The sequence below is a fragment of the Pseudomonas sp. CBZ-4 genome (genome assembly GCF_000346755.1).
In the GTDB taxonomy this organism is placed as follows: Bacteria; Pseudomonadota; Gammaproteobacteria; order Pseudomonadales; family Pseudomonadaceae; genus Aquipseudomonas.
The window spans coordinates 1-16,033 of the sequence record NZ_ANNV01000034.1 but is presented as its reverse complement, the minus strand read 5'-3'; the positions used below and the strand labels follow the sequence as shown (position 1 = coordinate 16,033).

Annotated in this window: 13 protein-coding genes and 5 pseudogenes; 10 read left to right on the top strand and 8 right to left on the bottom strand. The window is 58.0% G+C overall.

The genetic code is table 11. The features are described from left to right. The first annotated feature begins 290 nt into the window (after positions 1 to 290). Positions 291 to 872: an alpha-ketoglutarate-dependent dioxygenase AlkB gene (locus tag B348_RS0105045; RefSeq protein ID WP_050558306.1), complete on the top strand. Its 582-nt coding sequence runs from the start codon at positions 291 to 293 to the stop codon at positions 870 to 872. Positions 873 to 963: 91 nt separating this feature from the next. Here B348_RS0105045 and B348_RS0105040 read toward each other — a convergent pair whose 3' ends face one another. Together B348_RS0105040 and frmR are read right to left on the bottom strand one after the other, a co-directional pair. Continuing rightward, positions 964 to 2,073, bottom strand: a complete 1,110-nt coding sequence (locus B348_RS0105040; RefSeq protein WP_026136571.1) for an S-(hydroxymethyl)glutathione dehydrogenase/class III alcohol dehydrogenase — start codon at positions 2,071 to 2,073, stop codon at positions 964 to 966. Positions 2,074 to 2,142: 69 nt separating this feature from the next. Beyond that, entirely contained in the window at positions 2,143 to 2,418 is a 276-nt protein-coding gene (gene frmR / locus B348_RS1000000130690) for a formaldehyde-responsive transcriptional repressor FrmR (RefSeq protein WP_081609203.1), read from the bottom strand. A 442-nt stretch (positions 2,419 to 2,860) separates the two neighbouring features. Between frmR and B348_RS01000000129725 the strand changes: the two are divergent. The 4 genes and pseudogenes from B348_RS01000000129725 to B348_RS1000000131495 form a co-directional block, all read left to right on the top strand. Next, positions 2,861 to 3,169: pseudogene (locus B348_RS01000000129725) on the top strand (transposase); the annotation flags it as partial. Beyond that, positions 3,102 to 3,554, top strand: a pseudogene (locus tag B348_RS1000000132155) (tyrosine-type recombinase/integrase); the annotation flags it as partial. The pseudogenes B348_RS01000000129725 and B348_RS1000000132155, both read left to right, overlap by 68 nt. A gap of 76 nt (positions 3,555 to 3,630) precedes the next feature. Beyond that, complete coding sequence (locus B348_RS1000000131900; RefSeq protein ID WP_256204096.1) at positions 3,631 to 3,753, top strand: hypothetical protein; 123 nt, start codon at positions 3,631 to 3,633, stop codon at positions 3,751 to 3,753. Positions 3,754 to 3,755: 2 nt separating this feature from the next. Continuing rightward, positions 3,756 to 3,953, top strand: a complete 198-nt coding sequence (locus B348_RS1000000131495; protein WP_157356475.1) for a site-specific integrase — start codon at positions 3,756 to 3,758, stop codon at positions 3,951 to 3,953. A gap of 122 nt (positions 3,954 to 4,075) precedes the next feature. Here the strand turns inward: B348_RS1000000131495 and B348_RS0105020 are convergent, their stop codons facing one another. The 5 genes from B348_RS0105020 to B348_RS0105000 all read right to left on the bottom strand — a co-directional run bounded on the left by B348_RS0105020 (position 4,076) and on the right by B348_RS0105000 (position 8,315). After that, positions 4,076 to 5,044, bottom strand: coding sequence for an LLM class oxidoreductase (locus B348_RS0105020; protein WP_017735056.1), 969 nt, complete (start codon positions 5,042 to 5,044; stop codon positions 4,076 to 4,078). A 64-nt stretch (positions 5,045 to 5,108) separates the two neighbouring features. Beyond that, positions 5,109 to 5,414, bottom strand: coding sequence for a helix-turn-helix transcriptional regulator (locus B348_RS0105015; protein ID WP_017735055.1), 306 nt, complete (start codon positions 5,412 to 5,414; stop codon positions 5,109 to 5,111). A gap of 106 nt (positions 5,415 to 5,520) precedes the next feature. Then, the gene (locus B348_RS0105010; protein ID WP_017735054.1) at positions 5,521 to 6,645 is read right to left on the bottom strand and encodes an alkene reductase; all 1,125 of its coding nucleotides are present in this window, start codon (positions 6,643 to 6,645) and stop codon (positions 5,521 to 5,523) included. A gap of 166 nt (positions 6,646 to 6,811) precedes the next feature. After that, positions 6,812 to 7,114, bottom strand: coding sequence for a putative quinol monooxygenase (locus tag B348_RS0105005; RefSeq protein ID WP_017735053.1), 303 nt, complete (start codon positions 7,112 to 7,114; stop codon positions 6,812 to 6,814). A gap of 205 nt (positions 7,115 to 7,319) precedes the next feature. After that, positions 7,320 to 8,315 carry a zinc-dependent alcohol dehydrogenase family protein gene (locus tag B348_RS0105000; protein WP_017735052.1) on the bottom strand — a complete coding sequence of 332 codons (996 nt, stop codon included), beginning with the start codon at positions 8,313 to 8,315 and terminating at the stop codon, positions 7,320 to 7,322. Positions 8,316 to 8,604: 289 nt separating this feature from the next. Here B348_RS0105000 and B348_RS1000000131895 point away from each other — a divergent pair. Next, a pseudogene (locus B348_RS1000000131895) lies at positions 8,605 to 8,733 on the top strand (Na+/H+ antiporter NhaA); the annotation flags it as partial. Positions 8,734 to 8,830: 97 nt separating this feature from the next. Then, positions 8,831 to 9,665, top strand: a pseudogene (gene chrA, locus B348_RS01000000129715) (chromate efflux transporter); the annotation flags it as partial. 64 nt (positions 9,666 to 9,729) lie between these two features. Here chrA and B348_RS01000000129710 read toward each other — a convergent pair. Beyond that, positions 9,730 to 10,770, bottom strand: coding sequence for a DNA-binding protein (locus B348_RS01000000129710; protein ID WP_017735051.1), 1,041 nt, complete (start codon positions 10,768 to 10,770; stop codon positions 9,730 to 9,732). 204 nt (positions 10,771 to 10,974) lie between these two features. Here B348_RS01000000129710 and B348_RS0104980 point away from each other — a divergent pair, with 204 nt between their 5' ends. The 3 genes and pseudogenes from B348_RS0104980 to B348_RS01000000129705 all read left to right on the top strand — a co-directional run. Continuing rightward, complete coding sequence (locus B348_RS0104980) at positions 10,975 to 11,991, top strand: site-specific integrase (protein ID WP_157356474.1); 1,017 nt, start codon at positions 10,975 to 10,977, stop codon at positions 11,989 to 11,991. Beyond that, the gene (locus tag B348_RS0104975; RefSeq protein WP_026136568.1) at positions 11,988 to 14,954 is read left to right on the top strand and encodes a Tn3 family transposase; all 2,967 of its coding nucleotides are present in this window, start codon (positions 11,988 to 11,990) and stop codon (positions 14,952 to 14,954) included. The genes B348_RS0104980 and B348_RS0104975 overlap by 4 nt, the downstream gene beginning before the upstream one ends. Positions 14,955 to 15,014: 60 nt before the next feature. Beyond that, positions 15,015 to 15,902: pseudogene (locus B348_RS01000000129705) on the top strand (hypothetical protein); the annotation flags it as partial. Between the last annotated feature and the right edge of the window lie 131 nt (positions 15,903 to 16,033).

Here is a 16,033-nt window from a genome sequence, read left to right as displayed (position 1 = left end):
TTGGCTCCGCTGGTTGATCCAAACCCCGAGCTCAACCACCTCGCAAAAACGTTCACACCTGAACGGCTTGGGCTTGTGGTGCGTTGGGAGGTGGACATCTGTTGATTGCGCTCAAAAATCATTTGTTCGATAAGGATGACGTATTGGCGCGAATGCTTCCACAGCGCTTAAAATGGTCTCATCTGCATATTAGTTAAAACTGAAGTCAAGTTGTTCTTCTCGAGCGGATACATCAAATGTGATTCTCACCAAATACTGACCTGTTCAGCGACCAGGCGCATCTTCTGAACATGCTTCCAAAGGACGGAGTACTCAATGATTACGGTCGAGTAATGGCTGTCGATGAGGCCGATAGCCATTTCAACGAGTTAATGATGGCTGTTGCCTGGCAGCCTGACTCGGCTTTATTGAATGGTGAGTTGGTCAGGACGGCTCGGGAGGTTGCTTGGTATGCTGACAGGCCGTTTCGATACGTCCATTCAGGAATAGAGCGCCAAGCAATTCGCTGGCAAGGAAGCAGTTTGCTGCGGTTGAAACGCAGAATGGAGGAGCTTACCGGTCAGCGTTACAACTCTTGTTTGCTCAACCTCTACCATAATGGATCTCAAGCAATAGGATGGCACGCTGACGTTGAAGCTTCCGAGCCAAATGACTTCATTGCATCGCTCAGTCTCGGGGCTGCACGTAAGTTTGCGCTCAAGCATAAGGCGACCGGGGAGCTCCGTGAGCTCACATTGGAGCATGGTCAGGTTATCGTGATGCGTGGCGAGACCCAGCGTCACTGGCTGCATTCATTGTTGAAGACAAAGCAATCTGTAGGCTCACGAATCAGCCTGACGTTTCGATGCTTTCCTGAGCAATGGCGCGCCTAGCTAGTTTCGTTGTCATTTTGCTCACGATGTAACTCCGAGGCTGCTTGGAGGATACGAACAGCTCTCCAGGGCTTTCGCCCCGGGCAGCCGGTCAGTATTTGATAACGGTGCGAATCGATTTGCCTTCGTGCATCAGGTCGAATGCTTCGTTGATTCGCTCGAGCGGCATGGTGTGGGTAACGAAAGGTGCCAGCTCGATCTCACCTTTCATTGAGTCCTCAACCATCTTAGGCAGTTGGCTACGACCTTTGACGCCGCCGAAGGCGGAGCCTTTCCAAGTTCGGCCAGTGACCAACTGGAAAGGGCGGGTAGAAATTTCCTGGCCAGCACCGGCAACACCGATGACGATCGATTGACCCCAGCCGCGGTGGGCACACTCGAGTGCGGCACGCATCACGTGGACGTTACCGATGCACTCGAAAGAGTGATCGACGCCCCAGCCGGTCATTTCAATGATGACTTGCTGAATTGGCTGCTCATGATCCTTTGGATTGACACAGTCAGTGGCGCCGAACTGGCGTGCCAGTTCAAATTTGGCAGGATTGGTGTCGATGGCGATGATCCGACCCGCTTTGGCTTGACGCGCGCCTTGGATAGCGGCCAATCCGATGCCACCCAGACCGAATACAGCCACGGTGTCGCCCGGCTGAACCTTGGCGGTGTTATGCACCGCGCCGATACCGGTTGTTACGCCGCAGCCCAGTAGGCAAACGTGCTCAGGGTTGGCATCCGGATTGATCTTGGCGACCGATACTTCCGCAACTACGGTGTACTCGCTGAAGGTCGAGCAACCCATGTAGTGATACAGCGGCTGTCCGTTGTACGAGAAGCGTGTGGTGCCATCTGGCATCACACCTTTACCTTGAGTAGCGCGGACAGCGGTACAAAGGTTGGTTTTTCCGGACTTGCAGAACAAGCATTCTCCACATTCTGCGGTGTACAACGGGATAACGTGATCGCCAGGCTTCACGCTGGTCACACCTTCGCCGACTTCGATGACAATGCCGGCACCTTCGTGGCCAAGCACAACAGGAAACAGGCCTTCAGGATCATCACCGGAAAGGGTGAAGGCATCCGTGTGGCATACGCCCGTATCCGTGATTTTAATCAGCACTTCGCCTGCGCGAGGCGGCTCTACGTCGATCTCAACGATTTGAAGCGGTCTACCTGCTTCGAATGCAACTGCAGCACGAGATTTCATAGGGTTGTCTCCGTTGGATGGAACTTAAAAGATCCGGGGCTACCAGCACGGCGTCGGTGTCGACTAGGGTTACTTTAGGTATGTGCGTACCAGCGCAATGACCTCATCAATCGAAGACCGCTGTGCCTCGGTGGTATCTACTTGATTCGAAAACTCTTCCCTGAGATGACCTTCCAATACTCCCGCCATTAATCCATTTACCGCGCCACGCATCGCAGCAATTTGCTGCAAAACGGGCCCGCATTCAGCCCCTTGTTCCAGCGCAGTTTCCAATGCGTCCAGCTGTCCTCTTACTCGTCGCACGCGTCCCAGAACGCGTTTCTTTTCTTCAGGTGAATGAGGCATTTTTTCTCTCCAGTGGCGTGATACGGGAAAGTGTACACCGGTACTGGTGGGGGGTATATCTTGGTACTGGGGGGGAGTATAGTCATATACTGGTATGGAGTATATTAATTTTAGCGCGACGAGTTGCCGCACATGATCCGTTTTGTCATTCATTCCTGGCTTAAGAGGTGTCACGCCGTGTCGTGCTGGCGAGACGGGCTGGTCGTTCGTTCTAGGCCAGGGTCAAAACTTCGCAGAGCGATATGACTGCCGTCGGCGGAGTCGGAACGCGTTATTTGCTGGTTAAGGAGCGTAGGCGCCAAGTAGGGCCTACAACAATGCGCATTTTGTTTTTAAGCTCGCGCTGTTTTGTTTCTAATCCACTGGATCTAGGGAAACTCTGAAAAAGACTTCCCGATCTGGTGAAATACCCACCACGCACAAACGGAACAGTTGAGCCCCGATGAAACAGATGTCCTTCGCCGACGCCGAATATGCCGGCAAACGTAAGCAGACCCGCCGCGAGCGCTTCTTAATCGAGATGGATCAGGTGGTGCCCTGGAAGGGCTTGGTTAATTTGATCGAGCCGCATTATCCAAAGGGCGAAGGGGGCCGTCCGGCGTATCCATTGATGGCCATGTTGCGGGTTCATTTGATGCAAAACTGGTTCGGCTACAGTGATCCGGCGATGGAAGAAGCGCTCTATGAGACTACAATTTTGCGCCAGTTTTCGGGGCTGCACCTGGATCGGATCCCCGATGAAACCTTCATCAGGCATTCCGCTACCAATCAACACACCACGCTGCCCCCAAACCTTCCGACCTTATGTATATACCGATAGCGACATAGCTCGACTGATCAATGCCGTTGATGGCTTACATTCAACATTAATCGAACCACGTACCCTTCGAACGCTAGTGCTGCTTTTATACGGAACGGGCCTACGACTGAGCGAAGCGCTGCACTTGTGTTTTGCCGACGTCGACCTTGAGCAGAGTCTGTTAACGATCCGCGACACGAAGTTCTACAAGACGCGGTGGGTTCCGACTGGAACGCATTTAACCCAGATCCTGCACGATTACATCAAGACCGTCCACACATCGCCCGGCACCGCATTGGACACTCCACTGCTCGTTCGCCGTGATGGTGGTCAACTCAGTGCGAGCCACCTTCGCTGTCCATCGACTGACCACCTGGTACCAGCAGGGTGCCGATGTCCAAAGGCTCCTACCCATGCTGTCGACCTACCTGGGACACGCAAGCATCGCTGCGACCCAGGTTTATTTGCCGATGACACCGGAGCTGCTGATGGAGGCTTCGATTCGCTTTGAGCGATACGCAATGCTGGAGAAATAAACATGAACAATTCGAATCTGTTGGCCCCATGGGTTAAGCGCTTTCTTGCAGAGTATCTGGTCACTGTAAAAAACCTGGCACGCAGTACACAGCTCAGCTATCGCGACACGTTAGGTAGATTAATCCGCCATGCTGCGAACGAACTGGGTAAGCGTCCAGATCTGCTCAACGCTGATGAGCACTTCACTACCGGCCGGTAAGTCCTCATCCTCCAGCTCAGTCACACGAGCAGAGAACCCCTGCTGGTCCTTGTTAAGCAATACTGCCTTGAAACTCATGAGCAATCCCCACGGATAATGATTTGATGCCTCACCACGCCGGCTTATGCTGACATGACGAAGTCAGGTAGAACGAACTGACCGAGTTCCTCAATGACCTCACCTGCGGGGCGTTGGCCGTATTTCAAATTGATGATCACATGGTTAACGCCGATCTCCTGCAAGCTGTGCAGCAGCGGGATCAGGTGATGTCGCCCCAGTTGATAGCCCAGGTGGATCGGCCGAGGTGGTGTCTCCGGGTTATCTGTCAGGTCGATGTATAGCGACTGGGTGAAGGGTTTGAACAGTTCACCACATTCGGCACGAACCGCCGTGCGCCAGTCCTCGACAATCAGCTGCTGAGTCTTCGGTGCACGCGGATAGCTGATCCAGCCATGACTGCAGCGGGCGATCCACTCCAGCGTCTGGCGGCTATGGCCGGTGACGAAGAAAGGAATTTCCGCCGTCGTCGGCTTGGGAATCAGATCGGCCCCCTCAAGCGTGCCGCCGGACCAGGTCAAAGGCACGAAACTGCTGCGCTGAACCTCGCGAAATACCTTGAGGTATTCGCGGAACAGGCTGTCGCGTTGCTCCGGGTCGACACCGAATGCCGGAAACTCTACTGGACGGTCACCGGAAGCCACGCCGAGTAACAGGCGGCCACCGCTGAGCTGATCGACACTAGTTGCGGCCTTGGCGGTGTGTAGGGGATTGCGGATTGGCAGGATGACCGACGCGGTGCCCAGCGCAATCGAGCGAGTGTGTGCCGCCATAAAACCCAGGTAGACCCAGGGATCGAAGACCTGGCCCGAATCACCGAAGCTGGGGTCGCGTAACGGCACGTCGCGAAACCAGAGGGCAGAGAAACCCAGCTTCTCGGCGCGTTGGGCCAGGTTCACTTGGTCGAGCATACTCGGCGTATCGCCGGTAAAGGCTTCGAGGGGGAAGAAAAGACCTAGGCTCAGGCGGCCTTGGCGGTAGGTGTGCTGAAAGCCAGGTTGTTGCTGATAGGGAATGGAATTCGGAGTTAACATCTTCTCTCCTACATATTTCAAAACATAGATTTTGAAGGGCTGAAAAAACCCCTGCGAGCAGGCATCAAATCAGCGCTTTCAAGGCCACCTGGAACGCTGCGATGTTCTGCTCATGGCGTTTGTAATAAGTCCAGGGACCGATGCGTTGTGAGGTCACCAGTTGCGCCCGCTGCAAGGCAGCGAGATACAGCGAGACGGTCGACTGCGACAGGCCTACCCGATCCTGGATGATGCTCACGCAGACACCGACCTGCTCAGGATCCACCTCCTGCTCGGGGAAATGATGACGCGGATCCTTCAGCCAACTGAGGATGTTCAGGCGTGTTGGGTTGTCTAGCGCCTTCAGCGCTTCGCTTACGTCGATACTCATAGGTCACGCACGATAACTATTTTTTGCGATATTACGATATGCCCGCTCAACCGACAATGCGCCGGCCCCCGAACCGTATCGCTCGGGGGCCGGCACCTCGAGCGGACTATCCGCCATAGGTCGGATAGTCGGTGTAGCCGACAGCGGTTCCGCCGTACATGCTGGCCGGATCGACCGGGTTCAGCGGCCAGCCATTGGCAATCCGCTTGGGCAGGTCCGGGTTGGCGATGAACGGACGGCCGAAGGCGACCAGATCGCCCCAGCCCGCCTCGAGCACACGCTTGCCTCGCTCGGCGGTGTATTTGCCGGCATAGAGGATGCGCCCGCTGAAGACCTCGCGCACCGCGCTGCGGAAGCTTTCCGGCAGCTCCGGTGCGTTTTCCCAATCCGCCTCGGCCAGCGACAGGTAAGCGATGCCGACTTCTTCCAGCACCTTGACCGCTTCGACATAGGTCTCGTGTGGGTTTTCTTCGACCAGGCCGAGATATACGCGGGCCTCGTCGGTGCTGGCGAACAACGGGGCGAAACGCACGCCGAGCCGGTCTTTACCGACCACCGCGGCCACCGCCTGGGTCACCTCACGGAGGAAGCGCAGACGATTCTGCAACGAGCCGCCGTACTCGTCGTCGCGTTGATTGCTGTGCGCGGAAATGAACTGGTTGATCAGATAACCGTTGGCGGAGTGGATTTCCACGCCGTCGAAACCGGCGTCGAGGGCGTTGCGAGCGGCCTGTGCATAGAGCTGTACCAGCTCCTTGACCTCGGCGGTGGTCAGTGCACGTGGCATCGAAGGCGGCGCCAGGGCGCCGGTGCCGGGACCTGTCTCGATGAATACGCTGACGCCCTCGGCCGGGATCGCCGATGGCGCCACCGGGGCTTCGCCATTGGGTTGCAACGAGGTGTGCGAGACCCGGCCGACATGCCAGAGCTGGGCGAAGATGGTGCCGCCCTCGGCGTGTACCGCATCGGTCACTTTGCGCCAGCCGAGGATCTGATCGGCACTGTGGATGCCCGGGGTCCAGGCGTAGCCCTGGCCGCGCGGCTCGATCTGGGTGCCCTCGGTGACCATGAAGCCGGCACCGGTACGCTGGCGATAGTAGGTCGCCATCAGGTCATTGGGAATGTTGCCTGGCTGCGAGCTACGCGAACGGGTCAGCGGCGGCAGGACGATGCGGTTTTTCAGGCTGTAGGGGCCCAACGTGGTGCTTTCGAAAAGAATGGAATCTTTCATGTGTAACTACCTATATATTTGCGTTTGTAGATAAGTAGATGCTAGTGCCTGGACAGGCACCTCTCGAGCGCTCCGTTTAGAACAGGCCGGTGGACGTCCAAGCTCAGTCGCGTCCCTGCCGCCGCAAAGCGGTAGGGACGCGACTGGAGCGCCTTGTTGGGTTTGCTTAGCCGGGTAGCTTGGCCGCCAGGACGTCAACCTTCTCGATTGACGGCGGTTTGGCAAACAGCTCGGCAGCCTTTGCCATAAGCGCCGCTGCGACCTTGCCCGAAAGATGAGCCTGCCGACCTGCTTCATCCGGGAAGGCATCAAAGATGCCAAAGGTGGACGGCCCCAAGCGGATTCCGAACCACGCCGTAGTGGCTAGCTCTTCCTCCACTATTGGAAGGCCATCCAAGAGAAAGTTCTCTACCTCTTTCTCTTTCCCAGGCTTTGCTTCCAGACGAACGAACAACGCTACTTTGACCATGACGTGCCTCCTGTTGTTACGACGATATCACCATGCGTGACGCATTCCAGTAAGCCCAACGCGATATTCGCCGATTCGCCGATTTGCCGATTTGCCGATTTGCCGCCCAGCTCCAGCGTGGCGGGGATGAAGGGGCAGCGTCGAGTCATTTCCGCAGTCGCGGGAAAGGCGACTCTGCCCTCTCCTGGTCTTTCACGAACTGCCTCTACCGAGATACCGTGACGACGATCTTGCCAAACTGCTGGTTCGATTCCATGTAACGGTGCGCTTCGACGATCTGCTCGAAGGGGAAGGTCTTGGCAATGATCGGCTTCAGCTGTCCGGCCTCGAGGCCGCGCGTGATAAAAGCTTGCGCAGGCGCCAAGCGTTGCGGATCACCGGTCAGTTCGAACAGCGTGTAGCCGCGCACGCTCAGGGCTTTGTTCATCGCTGCCAAGGCCGGGAACGGCGTCTCCTGACCGCTGAGATTGCCATAGATGAAAAGCAGGCCCTGCTGACTCATCGCTTGCGCCAGTGTTTCGACTTGCGGCCCCGCGACCGGGTCGAAGGCGATGCGCGCGCCGCGACCGTCGGTGATCCGCATTACCTCCGCGACCAGGTCCTGCTCCTCGGTGGCGATCACATGCGCCGCCCCCGCCTCGCGTAGCGCCGCCTCCTTCGCGCGTGTCCGGGTCGTCGCGATCGGAATGGCGCCGACGCTGTTGGCGATCTGGATCGCGGCCAAGCCGACGCTGCTCGAAGCCGCCGTGATGATCACCGCATCACCGCGCTTGAGTTGGGCAATCTCGATCAGTGCGCCATAGGCGGTCAGATACTGCATCCAGATCGCCGCCCCCTTCACCGCGCCGACGCCCGCCGGCCGCTTCAGAACCCCCGTGGCCGGCACGATCGCCTGCTCGGCATAGACGCCAAACTTGTTCATGGAAAAAGCCGGAATCACGCTGACCGCTTCGCCAACCTCGAAGCCGTGAACGCCGCTGCCCAGCGCCTCGACGATGCCGGAAGCTTCGTAGCCGAGCCGGGCCGGCAGCTGCGTCGGCTCCAGGTACACACCCGAGCGGAACATGGCTTCCGCGCGATTCAGGCCGATCGCCTCGACGCGGATGCGCAGCTCGCCGGAGCCCGGAGCGCCAACTTCGAGCTCTTCGATCTGCAAGACTTCGGGGCCGCCGATCTGATGAAAACGGACAACATGGGTCATTTTGGGTCTCCTTCTATTGAGGGATGGGAACAGTGAGCCAGCCTTTGGCTGGCGCAGATTAGCCGCCCCGCGCGTTACAACGTCGCTTCGGTCTGTGTGTCCGGCGCGTCGCTACTTCACGGGCATGCAAATGCTATTCGTCATATCTATATTTGTAAATATGTAATTTTAATAATTTTATGCCCGTCCCTGCTCCCCCTATCTACGCTGCCTATGAACTCTCCCTGTCGAAAAAAATGCTGCCATCCGCTAAGTGCGCCACGGCGTGGTTCGCTCTTCGCCGGTCAACTGGGTCGCCTATGTAATCATGCCGTTATTTGCGCTCGCCAATGCCGGCGTAAGCCTTGATGGCGTCAATCTGGCCAATGAAGGCTCTTTGACGGTCATGCTCGGTGTGTCGTTGGCACTGCTCCTGGGCGCAAGAGCGCCAGCTATCCAGCCCAGCAGGTTTGCCTCACTCGGACGGCCGGGTACCTGGCAAACCTTCGGCTACTTTCATGCACGAAGGCAAACGCATGACAAACACCCACACTGACCACCACAGCCCGTGGTCTGTCTTTCTCATCTTTCTGCGCCTTGGACTAAGCTCCTTCGGCGGCCCCATCGTGCACTTAGGCTATTTCCGTGACGAGTTCGTCACACGACGGCGCTGGTTGTCCGAACGCAGTTATGCAGACTTGTTGGCACTGTGCCAATTCCTGCCAGGGCCTGCAAGCAGTCAGATTGGTATGGCCTTGGGTCTGTCCCGCTCGGGCTACGCTGGAGCCATGGCGGCTTGGGCAGGATTCACACTGCCCTCAGCCATTGCCCTGGTCCTGTTCGCGCTGGGTATATCTAACTAAGGCGATGCCGTCTCGTCGGGAGCGCTCCACGGTCTGAAAGTGGTGGCAGTACCTGTGGTTGCCCAAGCTGTATGGGGCACGCAACCTGTGCCCGGACGTATTGCGTGTCACCAGCATGGCGATTGCTGCCTGTGTCGTCCTACTTATGCCATCTGCGTGGGGGCAGGTCAGCATGATTGCTGCTGCTGCCATCGCTGGCCTGCTGCTGTTCAAGCCTACTCAGGACTGCGCACACGATCCGCTGCCGATCGCGGTAAGCCAGCGTGCCGGAGCGATCTGGCTAGCACTGTTCTGTACGTTGCTGATGGGGTTGCCTGTCTTGGCCCAACTGCTGCCGAGTCATGCCGTAGCAATGGTGGATGCCTTCTTCCGTAGCGGGTTACTGGTCTTCGGTGGCGGCCATGTCGTGCTGCCGCTGTTGCAAGCTGAGGTAGTGCCCTCCGGCTAGGTCAACAATGACGCGTTTCTTGCCGGATACGGTGCTGCGCAAGCGGTGCCCGGTCCTTTGCCCCAGCTGTGTGAATCGCCCCTGATTTTCTAGACACTCTCCAAGCTCATTGCATAACGCCCATTCAAGATGCCAACGGCGGGTTCGGTGGCAACGTTCTGAGTTCCACAAGTTGGCTGTTTAACACCGCGTTGTCTTGGAGCAGACGTTGTTGCTCTCTGGCAAGTTCGGTCAACTGGGATTCTGCTTGGGTGAAACGGTCCGTCAGAAGACGCCGCTCCCGCTCGGCCACAGCCAACTTCGTTCGCGTATCAGCCAAGCACTGTTCGTCCTGGACATGCCGCTGCTCCAGTGCCTGATGGATCTGTTTCAGCTCGGCGAGTTGCCGTGCCAACTGCTCCTGTGCGCTGCGGCTGAGGATCAGCGACTCCTGGGACGTGTGCAGGGTGCTCTGCAGTCGATCGTGGTCCTGCGCCCAGCGTTGTTCCTGTGCGTGCAGTTCGCCCAGGTGGGTTTGTTGTGCGAGCAGGCGCTGGCGGAGCTCTGTCAGCTCCTGTTCCAGGTGCTGCTGGCGTTGTTCCGCGGCCTGGCGCTCGTCGGCGCGCTGTTGCGCGACCGATGCCTGGTAATGCTCGAACTGCCCCTGCGCTTGCTGCAGGTGTTGGCTCAGTGTGGCTATTTCTGCGACGCGGTCGACCAGGCGCTGTTCGAGCCCGAGCTTTTCGCTGCCCAGACTGACCAAGGTGATTTCCTGCCGCTGCACGGTTTCTTCCAGCCCTTGGCTGCGTGCTTGGGCGGTGGCCAGCGCCTGACTTTGCTGCGCCTGTGCGTTGAGTAAAGCGTCCCGCTCGCTGAAAACCTGCTGCAACTGCTCCTGCAGCACGGCGGTGGCTTCGCGATGGGTCTGCTCCGACTGCTCGACTTGGAGGGTCGCCTGCGCCTGCACTGTTTCGTAGACCCCTTTCAACGCCAGGACCAGCTCGGCAGGCAGTCCAAGCTCCGCGTGCGCCACCGTGTCTTGGTGGGCTGCTTTCCAACGTTTTAACAGCGGCGCGATGGTGCTCTTGCTGCCGGTTCCGCCCAAGGCTTCGCGGACGCTGTCGATCGTTGGATTTTTGCCTTGAGCAACGAGCTGGGCGGCGGCGGCGGCGACGTGGACATACATGATCCCTGGGCGGGCCATAAGCACCTCGGATTTTTTCGTACCGTAGTATGGAAAACGTAATACTGCAGTTTAAGTACAGAATAGAACAGCCCGGCGAAACCCTCGGCGAACCGACGATAAGCGCGGTTATCGCGAGTTAGGCGTTCACGCTCGGCATTCGCTTCTATAATCCGCAGTACGCACGGCCTAAACAGGCGTTTCTTGATGACTACAAGAAATAACGATGAAATAGCCACCCCGTTACTGCTCGACGAGCGAGCAGCCCTTGCGCGTACCAACGGTACGCTCGCTACCCCGGAGCAGTTGGCCCAGCGCTACCAGCGCTTTCTCGCGGCCGCCACCTCCGACAACATCCGCCGAACCTACCGCTCGGCCATTCGCCACTTTCAGGCCTGGGGCGGCGTGCTGCCGTGCGATGAAGCCACGGTGATTCATTACCTGCTGACCTTCGCAGAAGCGTTGAACCCGCGCACTTTGTCCCTGCGCCTGACCGCGCTGGGGCAATGGCACCGCTTTCAGGGCTTTCCTGACCCGACCGCCAGCGCCACCGTACGCAAGACCTTGCGCGGTATCGAGCGAGTGCACGGGCGCCCGCGGCAGAAAGCCAAAGCCTTACTGCTGGAAGATCTCGACCTGATCGTGACGCACCTGGCCACGCTCGACGGGCTCGCGGCGCTGCGTGACAGCGCATTGATACAGGTGGGGTACTTCGGCGCGTTCCGACGCAGCGAACTGGTCATGCTGGAAGTGCACTACCTGCAGTGGGAGCGGGAAGGTCTACGGATCACGCTGCCGCGCTCCAAGACCGACCAGGAGGGTCAGGGCTTGGACAAGGCGATCCCCTACGGCGACAACATCTGCTGCCCAGCCAAGGCTTTGCGGTGCTGGTTGGATACCGCTCAGATTGAGCAAGGCCCGCTGTTCCGCCGCATCAGCCGCTGGGGTGTAGTCGGGGCTGCTCCGCTGAACGTGGGTAGCGTCAATGCCATCCTGGCGGCTCGCGCCCAGGAAGCGCGTCTGTCGCATGCCCCAGAGATGAGCAGCCACAGCCTGCGCCGTGGCCTGGCAACCAGCGCCCATCGCGCCGGTGCTGACTTTCTCGAGATCAAGCGCCAGGGTGGCTGGCGGCATGACGGCACCGTGCAAGGCTATATCGAGGAGGCCGGCGCCTTCGAAGAAAACGCGGCAGGCTCGCTCTTACGGCGTCAGCAAGATCCATGAGTCGACCGGAAGAAACTGCCTATCCGCGTCTTAAAACCGAGTTCAGCCCACAGGAACTCGGCGCGATTTATACACCCGGCCCTCAGGAGAAAGTCTTGATCTTTGGCTGGTATCGGCAAGCCCCTACGCGCGTCTGCCTCCTGATCCAGCTGAAACTCCTGCAACGGCTCGGCTATTTCCTTCCACTCGCAGCCACGCCACCGGCAATCCTTGAACATATCTGCCGCCTTGCAGGATTGCGAGTTCCCGCCAAGGTCGCCCTGCAGCGTTACGACCAATCCGGCAGCAAACCACGCCACCAGCAGCGGCTTCGCGTTCATCTGGGCATTCAGGTGCTGGATGCCGAGGGCGATCAGTGGCTGGACGAGGTCGCTCATCAAGCCGCCACCTCGAAGCAGGAACTACCCGACATCATCAACATCCTCATTGAAGAGCTGGTTCGCCGCCGTTATGAACTCCCGGGTTTTACACGGCTCAGCCGTCTGGCCCAGCAGGCCCGTGCCAGCGTCAACGAGTCGATTTATCAGAGTGTCGCCAATGTATTGCCAGCCTCTGCCACGGCGCGGCTGGATCAGCTATTGGAGCCCCAGGGGCGCAGTGCATGGGATGGCCTCAAGCGCGAACCGAAGCGTCCCGGCGCTCGTGAGGTTGCAAGCTTTCTCAAGCATATCAACGGACTGATCGAGCTGGCCGATGGACTTCCCTTGCTGACGAATATCGCGATCAGCAAGCGCACCCAGATGGTACTGGAAGCGCGAGCGCTCGATATCGCCGAAATGCGGGCGATGAAGGCCAACAAGCGCTACACCTTGGCCGTGCTCATGGTGCAGTCGCAACTGCAGAAGGCCATGGATGACGTGGCCGAAATCTTCATCAAGACCCTGCGCAGCCTGCACCGGATTGCCGAAGAACGCTTGCAGCAGTACCACCTGACCCATGTCCAGCAGGTGGATCGGCTGATCGGTCAATTCCGGGAGGTGCTCACCGTCCTACAAGCGCCTTTGCCGTCAGATGAGCGACTCGCACAGGTCGACGAAACCCTTGAGGGCGATCCTGCCTCCTGGATCGTCCAGTGCGATGAGCACATGGCCTTCGCCGGCAACAACTATTATCCGTTCATGTTGCAGCCATACCGCAGCAAGCGCTCGTTACTGTTTCAGTGCCTGGACGTGCTCGCACTCAAGTCCAGCTCGCAGGACGACGCGCTGTTGCAGGCGGTTGACTGGCTGCAGCGGCATCGCAACAGCCACCGCGAATACCTCACGCTCGGCGCGGACGAGTTTGCCGAAATGGCGCTGGAGGGGCTGCCCGAAAAGTGGCGAAAACTGATCTTCGCCAAGGGCGACACCGCCAGCAGTGAGACCTTGATTCACCGTAAGTATTTTGAGCTCTGCATCTTCTCTCAGGTTATGCAGGAGTTGAAATCCGGCGACCTCTACGTTGAGCACAGTGATCAATACGACGATTACCGCGAACACCTGGTGAGCTGGGATGAGTATCAGGAGGAAGTGCTGCGCTACGGCGAACTGGTGGGCATGGACGTCAATCCGGCCGCGTTCACCCAAGGCCTGCGCAACCAGTTGAGCGCGCTCGCGCAAACGGTCGACGACCACTTTCCGGATAACGAGCATGTGGATTTGACTGAATCCGGGCTGCTGATTCGGCGAACCGAACGAAGGGAGCCGCCGCCCCAGCTGCCCATCATCGATCAAGCCATCACGGCAACCGCCGAACCCAAAAGCATCTTGGACGTACTGACTGAAACAGAGCGTTGGCTTGACCTGCACCGCCTGTTTGGCCCGCTTTCTGGCTTCGAGGCCAAGCTCGATGAGCCACGTAAGCGTTTCATCACCACACTGTTCTGCTATGGCTGCAACCTAGGCGCATCCCAAACCGCGCGTTCGGTTAAAGGTTTCAGTCGCAAACAAGTGGCCTGGCTTAATCTCAAACACGTCACCGAAGAGCGGCTTGACAAGGCCATCGTGGCGGCTATCAACGCCTACAACCGCTTTGCCTTGCCGCGATATTGGGGGAGCGGAAAGGCCGCCTCCGCGGACGGCACCAAGTGGAATGTCTACGAACAGAATCTGCTTTCCGAGTACCACATCCGCTACGGTGGTTACGGCGGTATCGGCTACTACCATGTTTCCGACATGTATATCGCCCTGTTCAGCCGCTTCATTCCCTGCGGGGTCTACGAGGCGGTTTACATCCTGGATGGCCTGGTCAAAAACGACTCGGATATTCAGCCGGACACCGTGCATGGTGATACCCAGGCCCAGAATGCCCCTGTGTTTGGTCTAGCGCATCTGCTCGGTATCCAGCTGATGCCGAGAATTCGCAATATCAAGGAGCTCGTTTTCTTCAAACCGGAGAAGGGAAGCCACTATCGCCATATCAACAGCCTGTTCAGAGCCTCCATCGACTGGGCGCTGATTGAGCGCCACGTTCCAGACATGCTTCGAGTAGCCATCTCGATCAAAGCCGGCAAGATCACACCTTCAATGATCCTGCGCCGACTGGGGACCTACAGCCGGAAAAACAAGCTGTACTTCGCCTTCCGCGAGCTCGGCCGCGTGGTGCGTACGATGTTCCTGCTGAATTACATCAACGATATCGAACTCCGCCGGAACATCCACGCAGCCACCAACAAGAGCGAAGAGTTCAACAACTTCACTAAGTGGCTGTTCTTCGGCGGAGAGGGCATCATTGCCGAGAACGTGCGGCATGAGCAGCGCAAAGTCATCAAGTACAACCACCTAGTGGCGAATCTGGTGATCCTGCACAACGCGCAGGAAATGTCAAGGGTGCTCAAGGATCTGCAGCGGCAGGGACACCCAGTGGATGAGGCGGTGCTCAAGGCGCTGTCGCCGCATCGGACGAGTCATATCAATCGTTTCGGCGACTACACCCTGGACCTCGATCGGAAGATCAAACCGATTGACTACAAGATTCAGTTTTAGCTTTTAAATCATAAGCTTAATTGCATTTTGGCGAATTTGGTGCGAATCCCGGCCAACCCTCTTGTCGATAAGAACGTTCAAGGCAGTCGACGGCGCATCTGGATTGACGCTCAAACTGCATGTTCCACACCCTCGAGGAACTGAATGCCTGGCTGGGCCAACGCTGTCGTGCGTGCGCTCTGGAGCGAGCTGCTACACCCCTAGTGCAACGGGCTGACGGTGGCGGACGTTTTGGAGCTGGAGCGGGTCGAAATGGATGCCGACCGCCTTTGATGGCTACGTCGAGCACACCGTAAGGGTCTCCAGCACCTGCCTGATCTGCGTGGCACGAAATCGCGATTCGGTGCCGTGTGAGCGAGTCGGCCAGTGGGTCAGCAGCCGTCTATATCCCTCCCGGATCAGGGTCATCGCCGATGACACGATGATTGCCAGCCACGAGTGCCTATTTGATCGAGATCAGGTCAGTTTTGACTGGCAGCATTACATCCCACTCATCGAACGCAAACCCAGTGCACTGTGCAATGGCACGCCGTTTGCTGATCTGCCCACTCCGTTGCGGCTTCTCAAGCGGGGCCTGAGACATCACAGCAACGGTGATCAAATTATGACGTAGGTATTGGCTGCTGTGCCCATCGCTGGTCTCGACCCGGTGCTGGTAGCGGTAGAACTGGTGCTTGAGTCGGGACCTTCGGTCCCCCTGTGTGAAGCGCTGAGCGCGGCACGCGCGAAATCGATTGGCGCTTGCGAGGATTGTCTGGCGCCCTGAGTGCCGATCACATCCTAAATGTTCTCGCCCGACTCACCGCCACTGCACCGCCGCTCTCCGTAGAAACCAGCCTACAACTTAAGGTGGCACCCGTTGCCAACACGGCCCGATATTACCAACTCCGTACAACAGATGAGGAGAGCCGCCTGCCGGACTTGGAAATCAGGAATGACATCCTTTGACAGCCTCATCAACGCTGGGACAGGTTTATTCTTGCCTGCTGGATGTCGACAGTTCGCATGCTGAAGATTCCAGACTGAATGGGATTAGACCAGTCAATGGTAAGCTTTTCACAGGCTCGCCCCCCCCCCCC